The organism is Rhizobium azibense, assembly GCF_004342325.1.
Lineage (GTDB): Bacteria > Pseudomonadota > Alphaproteobacteria > Rhizobiales > Rhizobiaceae > Rhizobium > Rhizobium etli_B.
The window spans coordinates 272,837-292,276 of the sequence record NZ_SMBJ01000002.1 but is presented as its reverse complement, the minus strand read 5'-3'; the positions used below and the strand labels follow the sequence as shown (position 1 = coordinate 292,276).

At 59.1% G+C, this 19,440-nt stretch carries 19 protein-coding genes and 1 pseudogene; 11 read left to right on the top strand and 9 right to left on the bottom strand.

Going from position 1 to position 19,440, the window contains the following annotated elements; all coding sequences use genetic code 11:
• Positions 1-131: 131 nt before the first annotated feature.
• Entirely contained in the window at positions 132-623 is a 492-nt protein-coding gene (locus tag EV130_RS05535) for a cupin (protein ID WP_132659534.1), read from the top strand.
• Positions 624-745: 122 nt separating this feature from the next.
• Here EV130_RS05535 and EV130_RS05530 read toward each other — a convergent pair whose 3' ends face one another.
• Positions 746-1,789, bottom strand: a complete 1,044-nt coding sequence (locus EV130_RS05530; protein WP_132659532.1) for a L,D-transpeptidase family protein — start codon at positions 1,787-1,789, stop codon at positions 746-748.
• Positions 1,790-2,027: 238 nt separating this feature from the next.
• Positions 2,028-3,374 carry a peptidoglycan L,D-endopeptidase MepK gene (locus EV130_RS05525; RefSeq protein WP_425375564.1) on the bottom strand — a complete coding sequence of 449 codons (1,347 nt, stop codon included), beginning with the start codon at positions 3,372-3,374 and terminating at the stop codon, positions 2,028-2,030.
• An 80-nt stretch (positions 3,375-3,454) separates the two neighbouring features.
• Here EV130_RS05525 and EV130_RS05520 point away from each other — a divergent pair, with 80 nt between their 5' ends.
• From EV130_RS05520 to ligD, 5 genes and pseudogenes are all read left to right on the top strand, one after another.
• Complete coding sequence (locus tag EV130_RS05520; protein WP_132659528.1) at positions 3,455-3,679, top strand: hypothetical protein; 225 nt, start codon at positions 3,455-3,457, stop codon at positions 3,677-3,679.
• A 369-nt stretch (positions 3,680-4,048) separates the two neighbouring features.
• Positions 4,049-4,315, top strand: a complete 267-nt coding sequence (locus EV130_RS05515; RefSeq protein WP_132659526.1) for a hypothetical protein — start codon at positions 4,049-4,051, stop codon at positions 4,313-4,315.
• Positions 4,316-4,330: 15 nt separating this feature from the next.
• Positions 4,331-4,561, top strand: coding sequence for a DUF2188 domain-containing protein (locus EV130_RS05510; protein WP_074064889.1), 231 nt, complete (start codon positions 4,331-4,333; stop codon positions 4,559-4,561).
• A gap of 19 nt (positions 4,562-4,580) precedes the next feature.
• Positions 4,581-5,426 (top strand): non-homologous end joining protein Ku, encoded by an 846-nt coding sequence (gene ku, locus EV130_RS05505; protein WP_132659524.1) that lies wholly within the window; start codon positions 4,581-4,583, stop codon positions 5,424-5,426.
• A 153-nt stretch (positions 5,427-5,579) separates the two neighbouring features.
• A pseudogene (gene ligD, locus EV130_RS05500) lies at positions 5,580-6,614 on the top strand (non-homologous end-joining DNA ligase); the annotation flags it as partial.
• 73 nt (positions 6,615-6,687) lie between these two features.
• Here ligD and fdhA read toward each other — a convergent pair.
• The 7 genes from fdhA to EV130_RS05470 all read right to left on the bottom strand — a co-directional run bounded on the left by fdhA (position 6,688) and on the right by EV130_RS05470 (position 12,061).
• The gene (gene fdhA / locus EV130_RS05495) at positions 6,688-7,878 is read right to left on the bottom strand and encodes a formaldehyde dehydrogenase, glutathione-independent (protein WP_132551587.1); all 1,191 of its coding nucleotides are present in this window, start codon (positions 7,876-7,878) and stop codon (positions 6,688-6,690) included.
• A 131-nt stretch (positions 7,879-8,009) separates the two neighbouring features.
• Positions 8,010-8,825: a non-homologous end joining protein Ku gene (ku, locus tag EV130_RS05490; RefSeq protein ID WP_074064886.1), complete on the bottom strand. Its 816-nt coding sequence runs from the start codon at positions 8,823-8,825 to the stop codon at positions 8,010-8,012.
• A 300-nt stretch (positions 8,826-9,125) separates the two neighbouring features.
• Positions 9,126-9,857, bottom strand: a complete 732-nt coding sequence (locus EV130_RS05485; protein ID WP_132551585.1) for a glutathione S-transferase — start codon at positions 9,855-9,857, stop codon at positions 9,126-9,128.
• Between the two features lie 270 nt (positions 9,858-10,127).
• Entirely contained in the window at positions 10,128-10,442 is a 315-nt protein-coding gene (locus EV130_RS05480; protein WP_132551583.1) for a plasmid stabilization protein, read from the bottom strand.
• 119 nt (positions 10,443-10,561) lie between these two features.
• On the bottom strand, positions 10,562-10,732 hold the full coding sequence (locus tag EV130_RS32475; RefSeq protein ID WP_165918494.1) for a hypothetical protein: 171 nt from the start codon (positions 10,730-10,732) through the stop codon (positions 10,562-10,564).
• A gap of 299 nt (positions 10,733-11,031) precedes the next feature.
• On the bottom strand, positions 11,032-11,286 hold the full coding sequence (locus EV130_RS05475) for a DUF2934 domain-containing protein (protein ID WP_074064882.1): 255 nt from the start codon (positions 11,284-11,286) through the stop codon (positions 11,032-11,034).
• Between the two features lie 133 nt (positions 11,287-11,419).
• On the bottom strand, positions 11,420-12,061 hold the full coding sequence (locus EV130_RS05470) for a UdgX family uracil-DNA binding protein (protein WP_132551581.1): 642 nt from the start codon (positions 12,059-12,061) through the stop codon (positions 11,420-11,422).
• A 127-nt stretch (positions 12,062-12,188) separates the two neighbouring features.
• Here EV130_RS05470 and treZ point away from each other — a divergent pair, with 127 nt between their 5' ends.
• The 5 genes from treZ to EV130_RS05445 all read left to right on the top strand — a co-directional run bounded on the left by treZ (position 12,189) and on the right by EV130_RS05445 (position 19,436).
• The gene (gene treZ / locus EV130_RS05465) at positions 12,189-14,015 is read left to right on the top strand and encodes a malto-oligosyltrehalose trehalohydrolase (RefSeq protein WP_132659522.1); all 1,827 of its coding nucleotides are present in this window, start codon (positions 12,189-12,191) and stop codon (positions 14,013-14,015) included.
• A gap of 76 nt (positions 14,016-14,091) precedes the next feature.
• Complete coding sequence (locus EV130_RS05460; protein ID WP_132659846.1) at positions 14,092-15,555, top strand: phospholipase D-like domain-containing protein; 1,464 nt, start codon at positions 14,092-14,094, stop codon at positions 15,553-15,555.
• 91 nt (positions 15,556-15,646) lie between these two features.
• Positions 15,647-16,477 (top strand): endonuclease/exonuclease/phosphatase family protein, encoded by an 831-nt coding sequence (locus tag EV130_RS05455; RefSeq protein WP_074064879.1) that lies wholly within the window; start codon positions 15,647-15,649, stop codon positions 16,475-16,477.
• Between the two features lie 340 nt (positions 16,478-16,817).
• A complete protein-coding gene (locus tag EV130_RS05450; protein ID WP_074064878.1) occupies positions 16,818-17,276 on the top strand; it encodes a (2Fe-2S)-binding protein in 459 nt (152 codons plus the stop codon).
• Between the two features lie 3 nt (positions 17,277-17,279).
• On the top strand, positions 17,280-19,436 hold the full coding sequence (locus EV130_RS05445) for a xanthine dehydrogenase family protein molybdopterin-binding subunit (RefSeq protein WP_132659520.1): 2,157 nt from the start codon (positions 17,280-17,282) through the stop codon (positions 19,434-19,436).
• Positions 19,437-19,440 lie beyond the last annotated feature (4 nt).

The following is a 19,440-nucleotide window of genomic DNA, read 5'->3' as shown; positions in this document are numbered from 1 at the left end:
ACGTCCTTTCCTTCTGCTGTTGATTTGAAAATGCATATGGACAACTACCCGAAGCGCGGTTGGTTCCCCAGATTTTCGGAAAGCACCAAAGGCAATGTCCATTATTGTTCAGTGGACGAGGAGGCGCACAAATGAAACCCGAAGCAATCTGGCTTGAGCCGGGCGATGTCATTCCGAACAATCCAACATTTCCGCTTCTGCTTTATCGTGGCGTGCTGAAGGTTGATGACCGGGCAGCCGGCTTTGAAGCGCTGTTCAGACGAAACGGCTGGGGCAATATGTGGCGAAATGGCGTCTATCCGTTCCATCACTATCATTCGAAAACCCATGAGGCGCTGGGTTTTTCAATCGGTACCGCCACGTTAATGCTCGGCGGGCCAACGGGACTGAAGATCGAGATCCATGCCGGCGATGCGGCAGTATTGCCTGCTGGAACCGGCCATTGTCGACTTTCGGCAAGCAGCGATTTCCTGGTGGTGGGTGCCTATCCGGCGGGAGCCGACTATGACCTCTGTCGTGACGAGCCAACGCCGGAACAAATGAAACGGATACAATCCCTCGCCGCGCCAAGCACCGATCCCGTTACCGGCGGAAGCGGCGGGCTAGTTGCATTGTGGTGTTGAAGTGGCCGAACGTTCTGATTGAATTGAAGGCAGCGGGAAGAGGGAGTGTAAGGAACTGGCCCCTTGTCGGATCTGCGAGGCGGTTTGCCTTGTGCAATTACTTCGCGGCCGTGACAAGCGGGTCAGTCCTTTTCGTAAGGGTCAGCCAGCGCTGCATCTGGCCTGCTGACAGGATAGTCGATGTTGGAGATCTTCTCTGCCAGCTTCTTAGGGCCGTCCTGCTTGAGAAGCGCCCGAAAGCTTGGATGCATGCCTCCGTCGACATAGGCTGTTAAATGAGAAGGGCCGTTCTTCTCTAGCAGCGCGGCCAGCTCGGCATCCTCCGTCTGCATCCTGGCGGCGACTGCAGGATCGGGGGTGTCGATGCGCGCAGGGCATGCGGCCAACGGATCTTCTGGATCGCCTCCCTGAAACTCGGCGTTAAAGACGTATTTTGCCCCACAGGCTGAAATCCTGGGTTCTTTCCTCGTCGCTTCGAAGGCGTCATATCCCGGCTTCAATGTCTTCCAGAATTCGAAATTGGGGTCGTTTCTGTGTTCGGCCATGTTTTTCGCCGTCATACGGAAGGGGAGCGCCTGAACCTGGAACGATGTTTGGCCGCCGGCCAGCGAGGCGTTGACGATGGCATAGATCTCGGCCACGCCCTGGTCGGTCATCGCATAGCAGCCGGCCGAGGAGCACGCACCATGCACCATGAGCGCCGTGCCGCTATATCCAAGAGCGGATTCGAGCCTGTTGGGATAACCCAGGTTGAAGGAAAGGTAGTACTGGGACTTAGGGTTCAGCATGCTCCTGCTGACCGAATAAAAGCCTTCGGGAGCTTGGCGGTCGCCCTCGGTCTTCTTCGGCCCGAGCTTGCCCGACCACCGACATATCGGAAATGTTTTTAGCAGGCGATAACGCCCGGAAGCGTCCTGCTTCCACACCTCGAGCTCGCTCTCCTCCTTGAAGGTTCGAACGAGCACCGGGCTTTGAGGCGAAATTTTCTTCTTACGCATCTCGGCCATTGTCTTGGTCGAGATCTGGGGAGCCGCGCCGCCGAGATCGTCCAGCGCGGTCTGAACGCAGCCGCTGGTCGCCGTCAAAACCAGGATCATCACGGCAGCCGGCAGGATGCCTCGCAGGCGTGACAGGCGGTCAAGAGGACTGGAACAGGTATCATTCATGTCTTGTCTTCCAGGGCGGCATCACGCGGATGCCTCGAGGTGGTTTCTTTGCCGGAAAGACAAAGACAGCGGCAGTTATTTCTTATCTGAGTCCGTTTCGCAACTCGACGGGAAAGGTGGAACGGAGGATATGGATGCCGGCACCTCTGCAGTCCCCCAGCGCGGGGCTGACCTCCACACCAGGGGTCGATGGAAAAGACCCGCCGATGGACCATAGCCGCCGCGATGTCGAATGCGATTAGCCCTCGGGGAGGGAGGCAAACCGGTCAGTGTCGAACCGGTCAGTGGTGGCGACCGGAATGAGTGTCGTACCGGATGCGGCATCCGGATTATGCTGAACCGTGCGGCGGGAAAGGCGAGGCGCTCTCATTCCAATCACCGCGCCCGGGGGATGGAGTGCCCAATTCATCAGCGCAAGGTCCGAAATCGAGCCAAATAGATCTACTCCTTCCCAGGCGGCAGTCATTGGCAGAGAGGCGATCACATGCGCATTTTCCTGCCAGGCGCGGCGTGCGGCAGTGAAAGGTTTGAAACCGGTATAGGTCGGCAATGCAGATGTCAGTTTGTCCGGGAAAACCCCGATTGGGCCGATCGAAGCGATCTCCAGCTTGCCATCGCCCCCCAAGTCTGTTGGCCGCATTGCCGGTATGGGGATCGGGAAAGATGAGAGATCAACGGGCGACCGTTCGTCGTCCCGCTCGTCCGCGTCTGTCTGCAAAGCCAGAGCATCCAATCCGCGGCTTCGCGGTATGGGCAGGAGGGCCGTCACGAGGCTATTGTCTTTCGTGTCGCGGCCCGACGCGGCTGCTGTTCCTGCCTCATCGTCTTCTTGAGCCGTGCTGGCGGTCTGGATAAGGGCGGTGCTGGCGCGCTTCCTGTGGTTCGCAATCGCCTGATTATATCCTGGCAGCGGCCGGCCGTCGGCTGGAAGGTGCATCGTCTGCCCGTTCGGGAATATCCGAGCAAGTTCTTGCCGCGACATGCGGGGCCAAGCACGGACGTTGCCGACGTCGAGATGCACGAAGGGCGATCCCGATGTCGGGTAATATCCGACACCACCGGCCTGCATCTGCATTGCAAGGGCACGCAGCGTCGAAAGCTTCACACCTGGAATGTAGAAGTCCATCGCCTTGCCAAGCATGTGCTGGCTTTTTTTGGCGACGCCCGTGCTGCGCGAACGGTTGCGAAGCATGTTGTTGGTGGCCGGAGAACGGTAGGCGGAGACGATGTGGATGTAGTCCTTCGCGCCGCTGCGCTTGTACACGTCCCAGACCAGGTCAAGCAGCCGGGGATCCATCCGGGTCGGCTCGTTCCGTCGCCAGTCGCGCAGAAACCGATTTATCTGGGACAGGCCCTTCGGATCGAACCTTCCGTCGCGCTTGTAGGTAATCGTGGCTCTTTCGCCCGTATGGGTAAAGAACAGCTTCAGCGTACGATCTTCCGCGAAGGCAAAAGATGGCGAACTGATAAGCGCAGAAAGCGCGAGCAGAGTGGTCTGCGCCACGAACCGTTCCACGCGCGAAAGGAGTACGGCGACCACGCCGTCAAATGCTCCACCCCAGAACCCTTTGACTCGACATCTCACACGAACAATCCCGTCTTACACAAAAATACTCGACGAGGTGCGGGAACGTCCGCATCCATCATGTTCAGTTGAACCACTTTATGGTCAACAAATCCCTAACAGGCGGACGTTTAGTCTCGCTCGCTTGCTTGCCATTCGAGGACGGCAAGCTTTGCCGCAAATACCGTTTGGCTACTGGCGGTGACGTCATCGCGGAACAGGCAGAAACCGACAAGGCAAGTGCGGCGGCCATCGACCTCATCTGCCGTGCGCCCATTATCGGGACAATTTCTGACCACCCTCCTGATGGTTCAGCCTCGGATTAGAGCGATTGAGCGCTTGCCGTCACGAAGAGCCTTGGGTTGTTGCCACGATTTCGGCGCCTCGACGTCGTTCAGGTCTTGACCGCAGCGCGTTAGCAAAACCGAACGATGGCAGGGCGTTAAATCAGATGTCGGGCGAGGTGACAGACCGCATCCCGCCTTCATTCGTTTCCGAGCATGCAGTCATGTGGCTCTTTCGCGGGAAAACTCGGGATTCGTGATGGATTTTGCTCATGGCACCTGCCCTCCCGAGAACAGGTCATTCACGGCCAAGCAGAACCCAATCGAGCTTTGGACCTGAAATAGCGGAACTTTTCGGGCTCCAATCAGTTGAAAAGCTTTGATCGGGAGAAATCTTGAAGGGCCACCTGCATGCCGAATATCCCGAACATGGCGCTAAAGAGCGGGTTCGATCACCGCGACCGGCTGATCGTAGCGCTCTATGCGCAGCTGAAGGCGGAGCGGGAAACGCGTGAAACATTGGAATGGGCAATCCGCAAAGGCGCGCTTTCAGACGAAGTGCTCGAAGCGATCGCCTCCGATCCCGTGCGGCCCGTTACCAGTGACGATATCGCGTCTGTCGAAAGGATAATCGCCTTGGATGAGCGCCGCAAAGCAGCGCCACGCGATGACGACTGAAGAGAGGACAGGATTATGGTCGACATTACCTATCAGATCGTGCCCCATGACGAAGGCTGGGCATACAAGCTCGGCGGCACGCTTTCCGAAACCTACGCGACCGTCGAAGAGGCGATCAATCACGCAAAACGCGCAGCGTCCCGCCAGAAAATCGGCGACGGAGATGCTACGTTGGCGTTTCCGGCTCCGGACGGCGGTTGGCGGTTTGTGCCGCTTGAAACGGACAAGAGTGGAAGCCGGCTCTGAGCGAACGCGGGGGACGACGATGGCAGCGCGGGCCAGCTGGAAGGGTCATCTGAAAATCGGCGACCTTGTCTGCGCCGTCGGGCTTTATACTGCAATTTCCGGATCTGACCGGCTCTCCTTCAATATCATCAATCGGAAAACTGGCCATCGCGTCGAGCGTCAGTTCGTGGACAGCGAGACCGGCAAGCCCGTGGAGCGCGAAGATCAGGTCAAGGGTTACCAGTTGGACAATGGCGAATACATCGTCATCGAAGGCGAGGAGATTGCCAATGTGATGCCGGAGAGCGACAAGGTCATGGATGTAAAGAGCTTCATAACGCTCGATGAAATCGACAAGCTCTACTTCGACCGTCCTTACTATCTTGCACCTGTCGACGAGAGTGACGAAGAGGCGCTGCGCCTGATTGCGAGGAGCATGCGTGAAAACAATGTGGCAGCACTTGCCCAGGCCGTGCTCTTCCGGCGCAACCGGACCCTGCTGATCCGTCAGCGTGAGGACTATGTCATCGCGACGATGTTGAACTTCGACTACGAGGTTCGTTCTGCCGGTCCGGTTTTCAAGGACATTCCGGACATCAAATTCGACACGGAGATGCTCGAGCTTGCCGGTCATATCATCGGTACGAAGCGGGGCGTGTTCGAGCCGAGCGAATATGAGGATCGCTACGAGGCGGCGCTGACCGAACTGGTAAAGGCCAAGATCGAGGGCAGGGCGCTGCCGAAGACGAAGCCGAAGCCGGAGGGCAAGGTTGTCGATCTGATGGAGGCGCTGCGCCAGAGTGCCAAGTTGAGTGAAAAGAAAACGCCTGGGAAAGGGACGGCGCACCGCTCTGCCTCCGATAGCCGCCGCAAGAAAGCTGGCTGACAATGGCGCTCGAGACCTGTCTGCTCAAACTCCTGACGATCATCCGTGAACGCGCTGCGACAAAGGCGCATTCGGTGAAACGGATTCGTGCTTCAAAAGCACGATGTGACGCGGCTGCAGTATGACGGCGATATTGTGATCAATGCACAGAGCTCATCGGAGGAAGGGCGCGGGTTCATTTTTTGCAGCCGGAGCTTGTCGCGAGAATATCGCATGTGGTCCGCCAATGGTAACCTGCGGCACCGCTTTGCGCGAGGACAGACTGGCGAAGGACGTGTCCGCGAGATGGAAAAGACTCCCGCTAAAAACCTGCCGAAATCCCATGTGACGCTGACCCATCCGGATCGCATTTACTGGCCGGACGAAGGCGTCACCAAGGAAGGGTTGGCCAACTATTACGCCCAGGTCTGGCGCTTCATGGAGCCTTACGTGGTCAATCGTCCTCTGGCTCTGCTGCGTCTGCCAGACGGCATTGAAGGACATCAGCGTTTCTTCCAGAAACACGCCTGGAAGGGCATGAACGAAAACATCGAACAGATCACAGATCCGAAGGACAGGGGCGGAGAAAAGTTGCTGCGCATTGCCGATTTCGATGGTTTGGTGGCCCTCGTGCAATCGGCTGTGCTCGAAATTCATCCCTGGGGCGCAACGACGGACGATTGGGAAAAGCCGGACATGATAACCATGGATCTCGATCCGGGCGGCGAGGTTGCGTGGGATAATATCATCGCTGCCGCCGGCGAGATCAAAGAGCGCCTGGAGGCAGAGGGACTTGCCGCATTTGTCAAGACCTCGGGCGGCAAGGGGCTGCATGTGGTCACGCCACTGAAGCCAAAAGCAGGTTGGGGGGAGGTAAAGGCCTTTGCGAAACGGCTGGCGGACGCCATGGCCGCAGAAAGTCCGAACCGCTACATCGTCAAGGCGACAAAATCCGAGCGCACCGGCAAGATCTTCATCGACTACCTGCGCAATGGCCGAGGCAACACTGCAGTCGCCGCCTACTCCACGCGTGCCCGGGCGGGCGCGGCCGTCTCGATGCCGCTGGAATGGAGCGAACTCACCGCCGACATCGGCCCGGCCCATTTCACCATCGACAACACGCCGCCGCGGCTCGAGGCGCTGCCGCACGATCCGTGGGACGGGTTCTTTGCGGCAGCAAAGCCGCTTGAGAAAAAGAAGAAGCGTTAGACTAGCGCCTGGCATTTGCCAGCCGTCAGTCTCTCCCGTGGAGGAAAGACTGACAACGCGATGGTTTCAGCAACTAGGCTGCCTTCGCAACCTCGCCGTGCGGGTCGAGCACGAATTTGGTGGCGGCGCCTTGGTCGAAGCTCTCATAGCCTTGCGCAGCATCCTCCAGTGAGATCACCTTGGCATTGACGATGTCGGCGATCGGAAGGCGGTCATGGAGGATCGCCTGCATCAGCTGACGATTGTACTTCAGGACAGGCGTCTGGCCGGTGTGGAAGGATTGAGCCTTTGCCCAGCCGAGGCCGAAACGAAGCGAGAGGTTGCCGTGCTTTGCGGCATTGTCGACGGCGCCTGGATCTTCGGTGACGTAGAGGCCAGGAATGCCGATCGAACCGGCTGCACGGGTGATCTCCATCATCTGGTTGAGCACGATTGCCGGCTGCTCGCCGCCCGAATGACCGCGAGCTTCGAAGCCGACGGCGTCGATGGCGCTGTCTACTTCATTGGAACCGACGACCTGAGCGATCATGTCGCCGAGGCGGTCGCTCTTTGAAAGGTCGATCGGTTCAAAGCCAACCTTGGCGGCATGGGCCAAACGATCCTTGTTGAAATCGCCGACCATGACGACGGCTGCGCCGAGGATGCGGGCAGATGCGGCAGCGGCCATGCCGACCGGACCGGCGCCTGCGACATAGACCGTCGAGCCGACGCCGACGCCGGCGCGCACTGCGCCGTGGAAGCCCGTTGGAAGGATATCCGAAAGCATGGTGAGATCGCGGATCTTCGCCATTGCCTTGTCGCGGTCGGGAAGCTTCAGCAAATTGAAATCGGCATAGGGAATGGTGACATAGCGGGCTTGGCCGCCGATCCACCCGCCCATGTCGACATAGCCATAAGCTCCGCCAGCGCGCGCAGGATTAACCGTCAGGCAGACGCCGGTGTCCTGGGCTTTGCAGCAACGGCAGCGGCCGCAGGCGACGTTGAAGGGCACGGAAACGATATCGCCGACGCTCAGCATTTCGACATCGACGCCCTTTTCGATGATTTCCCCGGTAATTTCGTGGCCGAGAACGAGACCGGGCATGGCTGTCGTGCGGCCACGGACCATATGCTGGTCGGAGCCGCAAATATTGGTGGAGATTACCTTCAGGATGACGCCATGTTCTATGCGGCGGCCATCTGGGGCTTCCAGTTTCGGATCGTCGATGTCGCGGACCTCGACCTTGCCAGGCCGCATATAGACGACGCCTCGGTTCTTGCTCATTTTCATCTCCTCCGTTGAAAGATCAACTGAGCATGGCTCCTCTCCATGCCGGCTGCTTCGAACAGATTAGTACAGAATAGCGGGCGCGCCGTTCCGTTTACGACGATTTGGGGCCGGAAATGGCCGTGCCCTCAGCGAGATCTCGGTGATCTCGGCTTTTCGCCGTCGGCGGCCAAGCTCTTCTTCAGGGCGTCCATGATGTTGATGACATTGCCGGTCGATCTGACAGCGGGCCGCTTCGCTGCGGGCGCAGCCTGTTTCAGGCTCTTCGTCTTGTTGCGGATCATTGTCTTCAGCCGCTTCTGAATCGGATCCTGCACCATGGAGACACTCCACTCTTTCGTCTCTTCCTTGACAAGGCGCGTCATCATGGCGAGCACCTTGGTGTCGACCTTGGTGTCGATATCGAGGTGTGCGACCGGTTCTCGGACCTCGTTGCCGAAGTGCAACGTCCACAGAACGATGCCTTTGCCTTGAGGCTCGAGAAGCACCGCCCGTTCACGGCGATAAAGCACCAGCCTTGCGATGCCAACGACGTTGTTTGCCCTCATCGCCTCGCGAATGACGCAGAAGGCCTCTGTGCCGACCTTGTCCTCCGGCGCCAGAAAATGCGGCTTGTCGTACCAGATCCAGTCGATCGAGCCACGCGGCACGAAGGTGTCGATGTCGATGGTTCGTGTGCTTTCAAGCCCCACCTCGTCGATCTCGTCGTCTTCGAGAATGACGTAATCGTCCTCGCCCTTCGGAAAACCCTTGACCTGTTCCTTTCCGGACACGGCCTTATGGGTAACGCTGTCGACATAGCGGCTTTCGACCCGGTTGCTGGTCTTGCGATTGAGAACATGAAAACGGACCTTGTTGCTCTCCGTCGTGGCTGGCGTCAGCGAGACTGACGCCGTGACGAGCGACAGCTTGAGATAACCTTTCCAGAAAGTCTGCCGCGCCATGGCCGTCTCCAATGAAAGAACTCAAGGAAAACACCTTCATGGGCGGCTTTTCCTTGGCTCCGGTTAGGTTTTGACCGGCATTCGCACCGATCGACAAAGTCTCTCTTTCCGCTGGACAGATCGCTCTGCTGTCCTTCGGACCTGAACCAGCCTCCACTGGTGCCCGAACCCGGCGCAAACGCCGATATGGTAATCATAAGGGGCAGTCATGCAGAAAGGCCGCAAGCGTGACGGTCCCTCGATCATCACCTGCATCTTAGTGATCCTCTCAAAGGGTACGGCCTTTTTCATGCCTCCTCCTTAAGCCCCCTTGTCGAGTTCTGGATAGTGCCGGAAGATTCCGTCCTCGTTGAAAGCGATGCGCCGCTCCGATTTCAGGTAGGCGGCAATGTTCGGGCGCCTGGCCACTGTATCATGCAGGGCCGATAGCGCCGGGTATTTCGCCTGATAGCCTGTCATGGCGTTGGGGAAGGCATAGTTCAGGCCCTCGATGATCTGAAAGAGCGAGAGGTCGACATAGGTGAGCGCATCGCCGAGGATATGTTGTGGGCCTTGCGGGTTCTGCCGCAGCACGCGTTCGAAATAGCCGAGAAATTTGGGCATGCGTTCCTTGATAAATGCGGCCGAGCGCGCCTTTGCCTCGTCCTTCTGATCTTCATAGTAGAGCGAGGTGGCGATCGGATGGTGCGTGTCATGTACCTCGGCGACGAAATCGGCGACGGTGAGTTGCAAGCCATTCAACACGTAGAGTAGGCCCTCCTGCTTGGGCACCAGACCGAGCTTCGGTCCGAGATAAAGCAGGATATTGGCGACGTGCGGGATGACGAGGTCGCCATCTTTCAAAAAGGGAGGCGCAAACGGGATATGCGGATCCGAGCCGCTCCGCATGAGGTTCATCATTGCGCTGGTTCCCCGGCCGCTCCCGGATTCGCGAGCGACGTCGACATACTCGGCCCCCGCCTCCTCCAGTGACAGGCGGACGAATTCCCCTCGTCCCTGGATGCCGTCCCAGTAATAGAGCTCGTATGTCATCCATACCCTCAATGCCTGGTTTTGTAAGTGCGCTACTTTCCTTCTTCGTCAACCGGTCGCCGGCGCAATTTATAGCTCAACATCGACATAGCCGCGTAAGTGCCCGCTTTTTACGGCCATTCGCCTCCGGGGTGTGTTGATCGATCAGGCGATTGGATCGTCGGAGTTGAAAACGCGTTCCTTGAGGCTGATGCGTCATCGGCCACCTGTTGCGACCATTTCAAAAACTCCTCGAGCAGGAACGGCTTTGGCGGCGCGCCAATCCAAAGATCAGTGATGGGCTTGATGTTCGTGGCGCTTGCGCGTCGCGGCGGCCTTCTTGGCGGATGCCGAACGCTCGGCTGCGGAGCGGGATGCCGATGCCGCGCCGCCTTTGCGGCCGCCTTTTTTAGAGGCTTCGTGCGTGTCTTTCTTCCCGCGACCCGAACCGGACTTATTGCCGCCGCCGCTTTCCTTGTTGACGGTCGCCCAGGCCCGGCGCTCTGCCTCTTTTTCGGAGACGCCACGTTCCTCGTAGCCTTCCTCGATGTGCTCTGCCTTGCGCTTCTGCTTGTCCGTATACGTGGATTTGTCGCCTCTTGGCATATATGCCTCCTCTTGTCTGCAAAGAGATTGAACCGCCAGGGCCTGTAAAAGGTTCCGGAGTAAGCCCGGATTTTGACGCAGGAGTAACGTGCTTGGCAAAGCTAAGCGATCGGTCGGTACTATTTTCGAGAAGGGCGTTGGAAACCGGACAATGCTTTGCTGAAATTAACCAGGCGGCCGGACGGAGATCGGGTTTCGCGGAAGACAAGGCCGACCATGTTGTCGATTGCGACGACGAGACCGAGCGCAAGGACAAGGTAGAGAAAGGCGGCTACAGACAAGATCAGCATCTGCGCCTCACAACGGCGCGATCAAAACGAAGAGACCTGCTACGACAAGCGAAACGAGAACGCTGTCGAAGTAACTGTTCATGGCAAGCCTCCCATTTTCGCCACTAACAGCGCACGAGAAAATTGGTTCCGCCATCGCTGGCCGTTTTGCAGCTTTTTTGGAGCCAACACCGTGTTAGGGTCATTGGGCGATCTATTCCTACGAACACCCTAAAGCGCGAGTAATTCAGTCGTATGACAACAGATGCGTACGCAGCTGGCGCAGCGTCCGCATCTTGAAGCTGAGATGTCGAGTGCGTTCAGGCAGACTTGCGGCTGACCGCACGCTTTGGAGTAGGCTTTGCAGCGCCGTTGCTTTTTGTCCCGGGCGGTGCGGTGCGTTTGCCCCTGGTCTTGACTTCCTTGCCGTCTTTGGACGCAGCAGAACTTTCGAGCTTTTCACGCTCTTTCTTTGCCTGCTCCCAATGTATTGAATCTCGTCCGGTAGGATGTCCCTCTTCTTCCCAGAGGGCGTATGCACGTTTTTTAATCCACTCTTCCCGAGTTTCTGTCATCGCTGATCTCCAGTCACATCATCCCGCAGTCAAACGCTAGACCGGGCGGGATGGTTCCAGAGGAATCGGGGATATTCAAGAAGAATTTTGACACAGTGCAAAATATTATTTGCGCCGCAACATGAAATGCCGGTCAACCGCCTTGGAATGCAACGGCCTTCGCCAGATCCCGCACGAAATGCTCGCGGTTGGCGCGGGCGTCTTCCTCGTCGCGAATGCGCAGGAGGTAGGAAGGATGAATGGTCACAAGAACCGGAGGATGGTTTGCCGCCTGAAGTACCTGGCCTCGCTCGACGGTAACCTTCACTTTGGGGCCAAGCAGCGAATAAAGTGCAGTAGCACCCAGCGCAACGACGAGTTTCGGCTGGAGAATGTCTAGCTCGGCACCGAGCCACCACGCGCAGCGCTGGATCTCTCCGGCATTTGGTTTGGAATGCATGCGGCGTTTGCCGCGCGGCTCGAACTTGAAGTGCTTGACGGCATTGGTGACGTAGCAGCGAGAGCGGTCGATGCCCGCCTGTTTCAGACACTGATCGAGCAGGCGTCCAGCAGGGCCGACAAAAGGCTTGCCGGCCAGGTCTTCCTTGTCTCCGGGTTGCTCGCCCACCAGCACGATCTCGGCCGCGGGGGGGCCTTCGCCGAATACGAGCTGGGTGGCGTTCTTATAGAGATCACAACGCGTGCAGGTTTCGGCCTGCCGTTTCAATTGATCAAGGCCCTTGGCCTCTGCATTCTCAAGTGCGAAGGCCGGACCGAATTTGGGCACGATGGTCATGGAGGTTCCTCCTTATGTCTTCATCTGCAACCGATCCACGCCGATGTTTGTTCCAGCACGGGAACAAGCGGCGCCCTTGATGAATTTCACGAGGAGTTAAAGCATTCACGTCAATCAGGGGCAATCCATGCATCAGGTTTCGAAAGCAGGCTCTGTCGCGGAAGGCGAAAAAGGCTGGGGGCCCACGATCAGGGCGAACTGCGTTGATTTCCGCATCTGGGCGCCGGGACAAAGGGAGATGGCACTCCGTTGCGGCGGCAAAGACAGGCTTATGAACCGGTCTGCCGCCGGTTGGTTTGAGCTGACGGTTCCAGAGGCGAAGGTGGGCGACGCATATGCCTTCGTTCTTGGAGATGGCGGTGTCGTGCCCGACCCTGCTTCTCGGGAGCAGGCCGGCGATGTGCACGGTCCGTCGCTGATCGTGGAGCCTTCCTATCAGTGGCTGAATGACGACTGGAAGGGAAGGCCGTGGGAAGAGGCGGTGATCAGCGAAGTCCACATAGGCGCCTTCACAGGGGAGGGCACCTTCAAGGCAGCCGCCGAAAAGCTCGGCCATCTGGCCAAGTTGGGCTTTACGGCAATCGAAGTCATGCCCGTCGCCCAATTTTCAGGCAAGCGCGGATGGGGCTATGACGGTGTCCTGCACTATGCACCGCATTCAGCTTACGGAACGCCTGCCGACTTCAAGGCATTCATCGACGCAGCACATGGCCACGGCCTCATGGTGCTGCTCGATGTCGTCTATAACCATTTCGGCCCGGATGGAAACTACCTGCACAGGTATGCGCCCGAGTTCTTCCGCTTCGATCGCAACACGCCGTGGGGTGCGGCGATCGATTTCGGACAGGAGCCGGTACGCCGCTACTTCGTCGAAAATGCTCTTTACTGGATCGGCGAATTCCGGCTCGATGGCCTACGGCTCGATGCGGTGGAGCAGATTTACGACACGTCGAAGCAGCACATCCTCGAGCAGTTGTCGGCAGAAGTCGGCAACGCCTTTGCCGATCGAGCGGTGCATCTCGTCGTCGAGGATCAGCGCAACCTCGTGAGCCTGCTCGAGCGCGACGGCGACGGAAGGGTCAAGACCTTTACAGCGGAATGGAACGATGACTTCCATCACGTCGCTCACATCATCGCGACCGGCGAGACGGAAGGTCACTATCGGCCCTTTGCATCTAATTTGTGGGAAAAGACAAAGCTCGCGATGCAGCACGGCTTCGTATTTCCGGACCGTGGCACTCCGCCTGAAGTGCCGAAGGGTGAGCGGGTTTATCTCCCGCCGCAGGCCTTCATCAACTTCCTCCAGAACCACGACCAGGTCGGCAACCGTGCCTTCGGCGAGCGCTTGGTCAGCATTGCGCGTCCCGATATGGTCGAAATGCTGGCCGCGATACTGATCCTCTCGCCGCAGGTTCCGTTCCTGTTCATGGGGGATGAATATGGCGAGACGCAGCCGTTTTTCTTCTTCAGCGATTACGCCGGCGAGCTTGGTGAGATTGTCCGCAAAGGGCGGGCGGCGGAAGCGGAAGGTTTCGGCGGCCTGAAGCGAGGCAAGACGCCAGACGATTTGCCGAATCCGAACGCGGTCTCGACTTTTGCATGTTCAAAACTTCAATGGCAGCGTTGCGACAGTGATGAAGGCATAGGCCAGAAAACCTATCTAAGCCAGCTCATCGATCTGCGGCATAACTATGTCGTGCCGTTGTTGAAGAAGCCGGAACGTGTTGCAAGCGCGGCATTGGAAAGCGTCGATGGCGCGCTGGCAATCGACTGGACCTTTGGTACCAGCAAGCTGGAGCTTCGGGCCAACTTGGCCGACACCCCGCTCGCCGTGCCGGCCTTCGACGGTGCGGTAATCTTTGATCGCCTGGGGAGCCACCTTGTTCAGCCGGGGGATGGTAAACTTGCAGCTGGTTCTGTGGTGTTTGCGATCGATCCTCGGCTGATAAAATAGCAGCCTGGAAATTTTCGCGTCCTGAGGGAGCGGTGGCGAATTGAAGGCCGCCGCTTTCAAGCTATATCTTTCTGCAATGTTTTATCTCATATCGACCTATTGGCCGCATTTCCTTTTCGTCATATCTCTTGGCATGGGGACCGCCGCGGCAATCCATGCGGCTATGACGAAGGAAGAGGTACGCGCCGCAATCGGCTGGGTCGGCGTCATCATCCTGTCTCCAATCATCGGCGCGGTGCTTTACGCCATCGCCGGGATCAACCGCATCCGTCGCAAATCCTTGAGTCTGCGGCGCGATGCCTTGCTGCCGGCAGCCGACCTCGATGAGCTTGAAAGTTTCGATGCGGAGCCGGAGACGATCATCAGCAATTACGGGCGGCGCTTTGCAGCCTTGCAAACGCTTGGAGATCGCGTGGCCCGCTATCCGCTGACGACCGGCAATTCGATCGACATGCTGGAAACCGGCGATGATGCCTACACAGCCATGAAGGCCGCGATCGACGGGGCCGAGCGAAGCGTCCTGCTTGAGACATATATTTTCGATCGCGACACGATCGGCCTGCGCATCGCCGACGCGCTGATTGCGGCGGCAAAGCGCGGCGTCGAGGTGCGCGTGCTAATCGATGCCGTCGGGGCCCGATACTCGGTGCCCAGTATCCTTGGCTATCTCGCCGACGGCGGGGTGACGGTTTCAGTCTTCAACGGCAATGTCATCATGGGCCTGCGGCTCCCCTATGCAAATCTGCGCACGCACCGGAAAATCATCGTCGTCGACGGGCGTGTGGCACTGACGGGCGGCATGAACATACGCCAGGGCTTCAGCCAGGCGATGACGGGCGATGATTTTGCGCGCGATACCCATTTCTCGGTCACCGGTTCTGCTGTTGCCGATCTCTTTGATGTCGCAGCCGAGGACTGGCGCTTCACGACAGGCGAGGTTCTGAACGCAGAGGCGTGGCGTATCGAAGCGCCTGAACGCCAGCCCGGCGATCCTGTCATCATGCGCGTCGTCGCGTCCGGACCGGACCGCAGCGTCGAGACCAATCACAAGATGCTGATGGGTGCCTTTTCCGTTGCGCGGCAATCGATCCGCATCATGTCACCCTATTTCCTGCCGGATCGTGAGCTGATCAGCGCGCTGACGACAGCCGCACGGCGTGGCGTCGAGGTCGATATCATCGTCCCGGCAGTCAACAACCTTGTCCTCGTCGACCGGGCGATGACGGCGCAGTTCGACCAAATCCTCAAGAATTACTGCCGCATCTGGCGTTCGACCGGGAGCTTCAGCCACTCGAAACTGCTGACGGTCGATGGCGTCTGGACCTATGTCGGTTCGTCCAATCTTGATCCGCGTTCGCTCAGGCTGAATTTCGAGGTGGATCTTGAAGTGCTAAACGAGGGATTTGCGGCGGAGATCGACGAGCATATCGATCAGATGCTGAAATCTGCAGCCCCGGTGACGCTGGAGAGCCTGCGGTCGCGGCCTTTCCTGGTGCGGCTTGTTGAAAAGATCCTGTGGCTGGGTTCGCCTTATCTTTGATTTTCTGAGACAGAAGCATGGCAAGTTTTACCCGTGGGCCTATACTCCGAACCCGAGCCGTTTTCGACCAACGGAGCCCGTGTTGACTTCGATGCATGCCAAAAAGGACAACCTCCCCGCCAGCATTCTCGCCTCGATCCGCAACCGGAAAAAACGGCTGGAGGCCGTGCTGGCTGCGGCAAAGCCGCGGGCCGAAGGTACGTTGATCGCTTCATATAACGTCCATAAATGCGTCGGCGCCGACAGGCGCTGCGATCCCGAGCGGACGAGCCGGGTTATCCACGAAATCGGCGCCGACGTGATCGCCCTGCAGGAGGCCGATACGCGCTTCGGGGAGCGAACCGGGATCCTTGATCTGACGCGCCTGGAGCGCGAGACGGGGCTTATTCCGGTTCCGGTTTCGGGCATGTCGAAGGCACACGGCTGGCACGGCAATGTCGTGCTCTTCAAGAAGGGGCTGGTGCGCGACGTGCACCAGATCAAATTGCCGGGGCTCGAACCGCGCGGGGCGCTTGTTGCGGAACTCGAACTGGAAAATGGCGGTGAGCTCCGCATCATCGCTGCCCATTTCGGGCTTCTGCGCCATTCGCGGGCGCGCCAGGCGCAGATGCTGGTCGAGCTGATGGCCGATCGAAGCGAAGCGACGACCGTTCTGCTTGGCGACCTCAACGAATGGCGGCTCGGCGACCGTTCCTCGCTCAACACGCTTCAATCCGCTTTTGAGGCCCAGCCCCCCGCCGTCGCAAGCTTTCCGGCGCGCCTGCCGATCTTGGCGCTCGATCGTATCATGTCGAACCGCAAAGGTGTGCTGACGAATGTCGAGGCGCATGATACGCCGCTTGCCCGCGTCGCCTCCGACCACCTTCCGATCAAGGCGGTTCTCGACCTCAAGCGAGTAGAAGAACTGACAGCGACTGCATGATCCGCAGCTCTGTTTTGCTTTCTAGTTCAAATCGCGTGAGCTTCTCCATGAACGTCTGTCAGGCGCCCAATGGACCCTCGGAGCCAGGCCGGGCATCCTTTGATCGGCGCCGTTTCGAGACAAAGATCGAGAGCAGGGGACCGAGGTTGCATTTCACTGGCTGGCGCACGGGTTGACTGCCGGATGCCCGGTTTTCCTAAACGGAGCCGCCTCCGGGTAACGGAGGTGTTACCGGTGCGACCATGGCCAACGGGCAGACTCTGCCGTAATTTGGGCACCGTAAAGACGCTGCGATGCTTGCTGGAGCCCTTCTGGCTCAAGCAAACCAGGAGGTTCGGCCATGGTTACTTTTACGCTCAACGGGCAGACGAAGACATTCGACGGTGACCCGGACACGCCGCTGCTGTGGTTCATCCGCGATTTCGAGAAACTCACCGGAACGAAATACGGCTGCGGCGTGGCGCAATGTGGGGCCTGTACCGTTCATATGGACGGCTTCACGCGCCGTTCCTGCATCACGCCGATCTCGGCTGCCGAGGGCTCGGAAATCTTCACCATCGAAGGCGTGGAGGGCAAGGAGGCCGAGGTCGTAAGGGCGGCCTGGGTTGCCATCGATGTCCCGCAATGCGGATATTGTCAATCCGGCCAGATCATGTCGGCTGTCTCCCTTCTGCAGAACATTCCAAAGCCGACCGACGAAGATATCGACGGTGCGATGGCCGGCAATATCTGTCGATGCGCCACCTATCACCGGATCCGTCAGGCAATCCACAATGCCGCCGCTGCGATGGAGGGTTGAGCCATGACAGTGCAGCATATTTCCACGACGCGCCGGGCGTTTCTTGCCGGCAGCGGTCTGGTCATCGGTTTTGCGCTGGCGCCGGGGATGCCTGCCCTTGCGGCCGTGAGCGGTGTTCAGGCCGGCGGCGAAGATGCGCTTGCGACGCTCAACACCTTCGTCAGGATCGGTACCGACGACACGGTGACGATCCTCTCCAAGCATATCGAGTTCGGCCAGGGACCGTTTACCGGCCTTGCGACATTGGTCGCGGAAGAACTCGATGCAGATTGGGGGCAGATGCGCGCGGTGCACTCGCCGGCGGACGACAAGGTCTACGCGAACCTCGCTTTCGGGGTGCAGGGCACCGGCGGCTCATCGTCGATTGCCAATTCCTACGAGCAGTTGCGCAAGGCAGGCGCCACGGCCCGCGCCATGCTGGTTGCGGCGGCGGCGGATGATTGGAAGGTTGCGGCAGGTGAAATTACCGTCGAAAAGGGCCGCATCCGCCATTCGGCCACGGGCAAGGAGAGCGGCTTCGGGGCTCTTGCCTCGAAGGCGGCTGCAATGACGCCACCGGCTGAGGTGAGCCTCAAGGACCCGGAGAAGTTCGTGCTGATCGGCCAGGAACTGCCGAAGCTCGACACTGTTTCCAAGACCAACGGCACCGCGATCTTTACGCTGGACGTCATTCCTGACAATCTTCTGGTCGCCGTCGTTGCCCATCCCGATCACTTCGGCGCGACCGTCAAATCCTTTGACGCCAGCGAAGCGCGCAAGGTGACGGGCGTCATCGACGTGAAACAGATGCCTCAAGGCGTGGCCGTCTATGCCGAAAACACCTACGCAGCCCTTAAGGGACGTTCGCTGCTGAAGGTCGACTGGGACCTTTCCGCCGCCGAGACGCGTTCCAGCGAAGAGCTCGCCGCCGACTACGCCAAGATGGCCAGGGAGAATGGCTTGAGCGCCGCCAGCAAGGGCGACGTCGACAGGGCCTTTGCCGGCGAAGGACTTGAAACGCTGGAAGCGGAGCTTGTCTTTCCGTTCCTTGCCCACGCGCCGATGGAGCCGCTTGACGCGGTGTTCATCAAGGCGCCAGACGGCAGCCTCGACGTCTATACCGGGGCGCAATTTCCAGGCATGGACAAGACCGTGGCTGCAAAGAGCGTCGGCCTGGACCCGTCGAAGGTCAGGATCAATACCCAGATAACGGGCGGCAGTTTCGGGCGCCGGGCACAGTTCGGCTCGCCCTATATGCAGGAGGCGGCCGCCGTCTTTGCGGCAACGGACCAGTCACGCCCGGTCAAGCACATGTGGACGCGCGAGGACGATATCCGCGGCGGCTATTACCGGCCGATGTATCTCCACAGAATGCGCGGTGCGATCGACAAGAGCGGCCAGATCGTGGCCTGGGACCAGACGATCGTCGGCCAGTCGATCCTGGGCAAGGCCGATCTCGACGAGACCTCCGTCGAGGGTGCGTCCAACCTCCCCTACAACGTGGCGAACCTGCGGGTGAGGTCGCACAACGTGAAGCTCGCCGTGCCGCCGCTCTGGTGGCGGTCGGTCGGCCATACCCATACAGGTTTTGCGGTCGAGACTTTCCTCGATGAGCTTTTCCAAAAGATCGGCAAGGACCCCGTCGAGGGCCGTCTCGCGCTATTGACGGAAGATCCGCGTTACGCCGACGTCTTGAAGAGGGCGGCCGAGATCGCCGATTGGGGCGCGAAGACTGCCGAGGGGCGGCAGCGCGGCGTTGCCGTCGTCAAGAGCTTTGGAACCTATGTTGGCCAGATCGTCGAAATCTCCGTCGGCAGCGATGGTACACCGCGTGTGCACAAGGTTTGGTGTGCAGTCGATTGCGGTGTCGCAATCAATCCCAATGTCGTTAAGGCGCAGATGGAAGGCGGTATCGGCTATGGTCTCGGGGCCGTCCTCTTTGACGCTGTGACGCTTGGAAAGGGCGGCGCCATCGTACAGTCGAACTTCCATGACTATCGCTCGATCAGGATCAACGAGATGCCGGATGTAGAGGTGGCGGTGATCAAATCTGCTGAAGCCCCGACGGGTGTCGGAGAGCCGGGAGTTCCGCCTGTCGGCCCCGCTGTTGCCAACGCCTGGCGGCGGTTGACGGGGAGTCCGGTGCGCAGCCTGCCGATCGTCAGCGTCGCGACGAGCTGAGGGA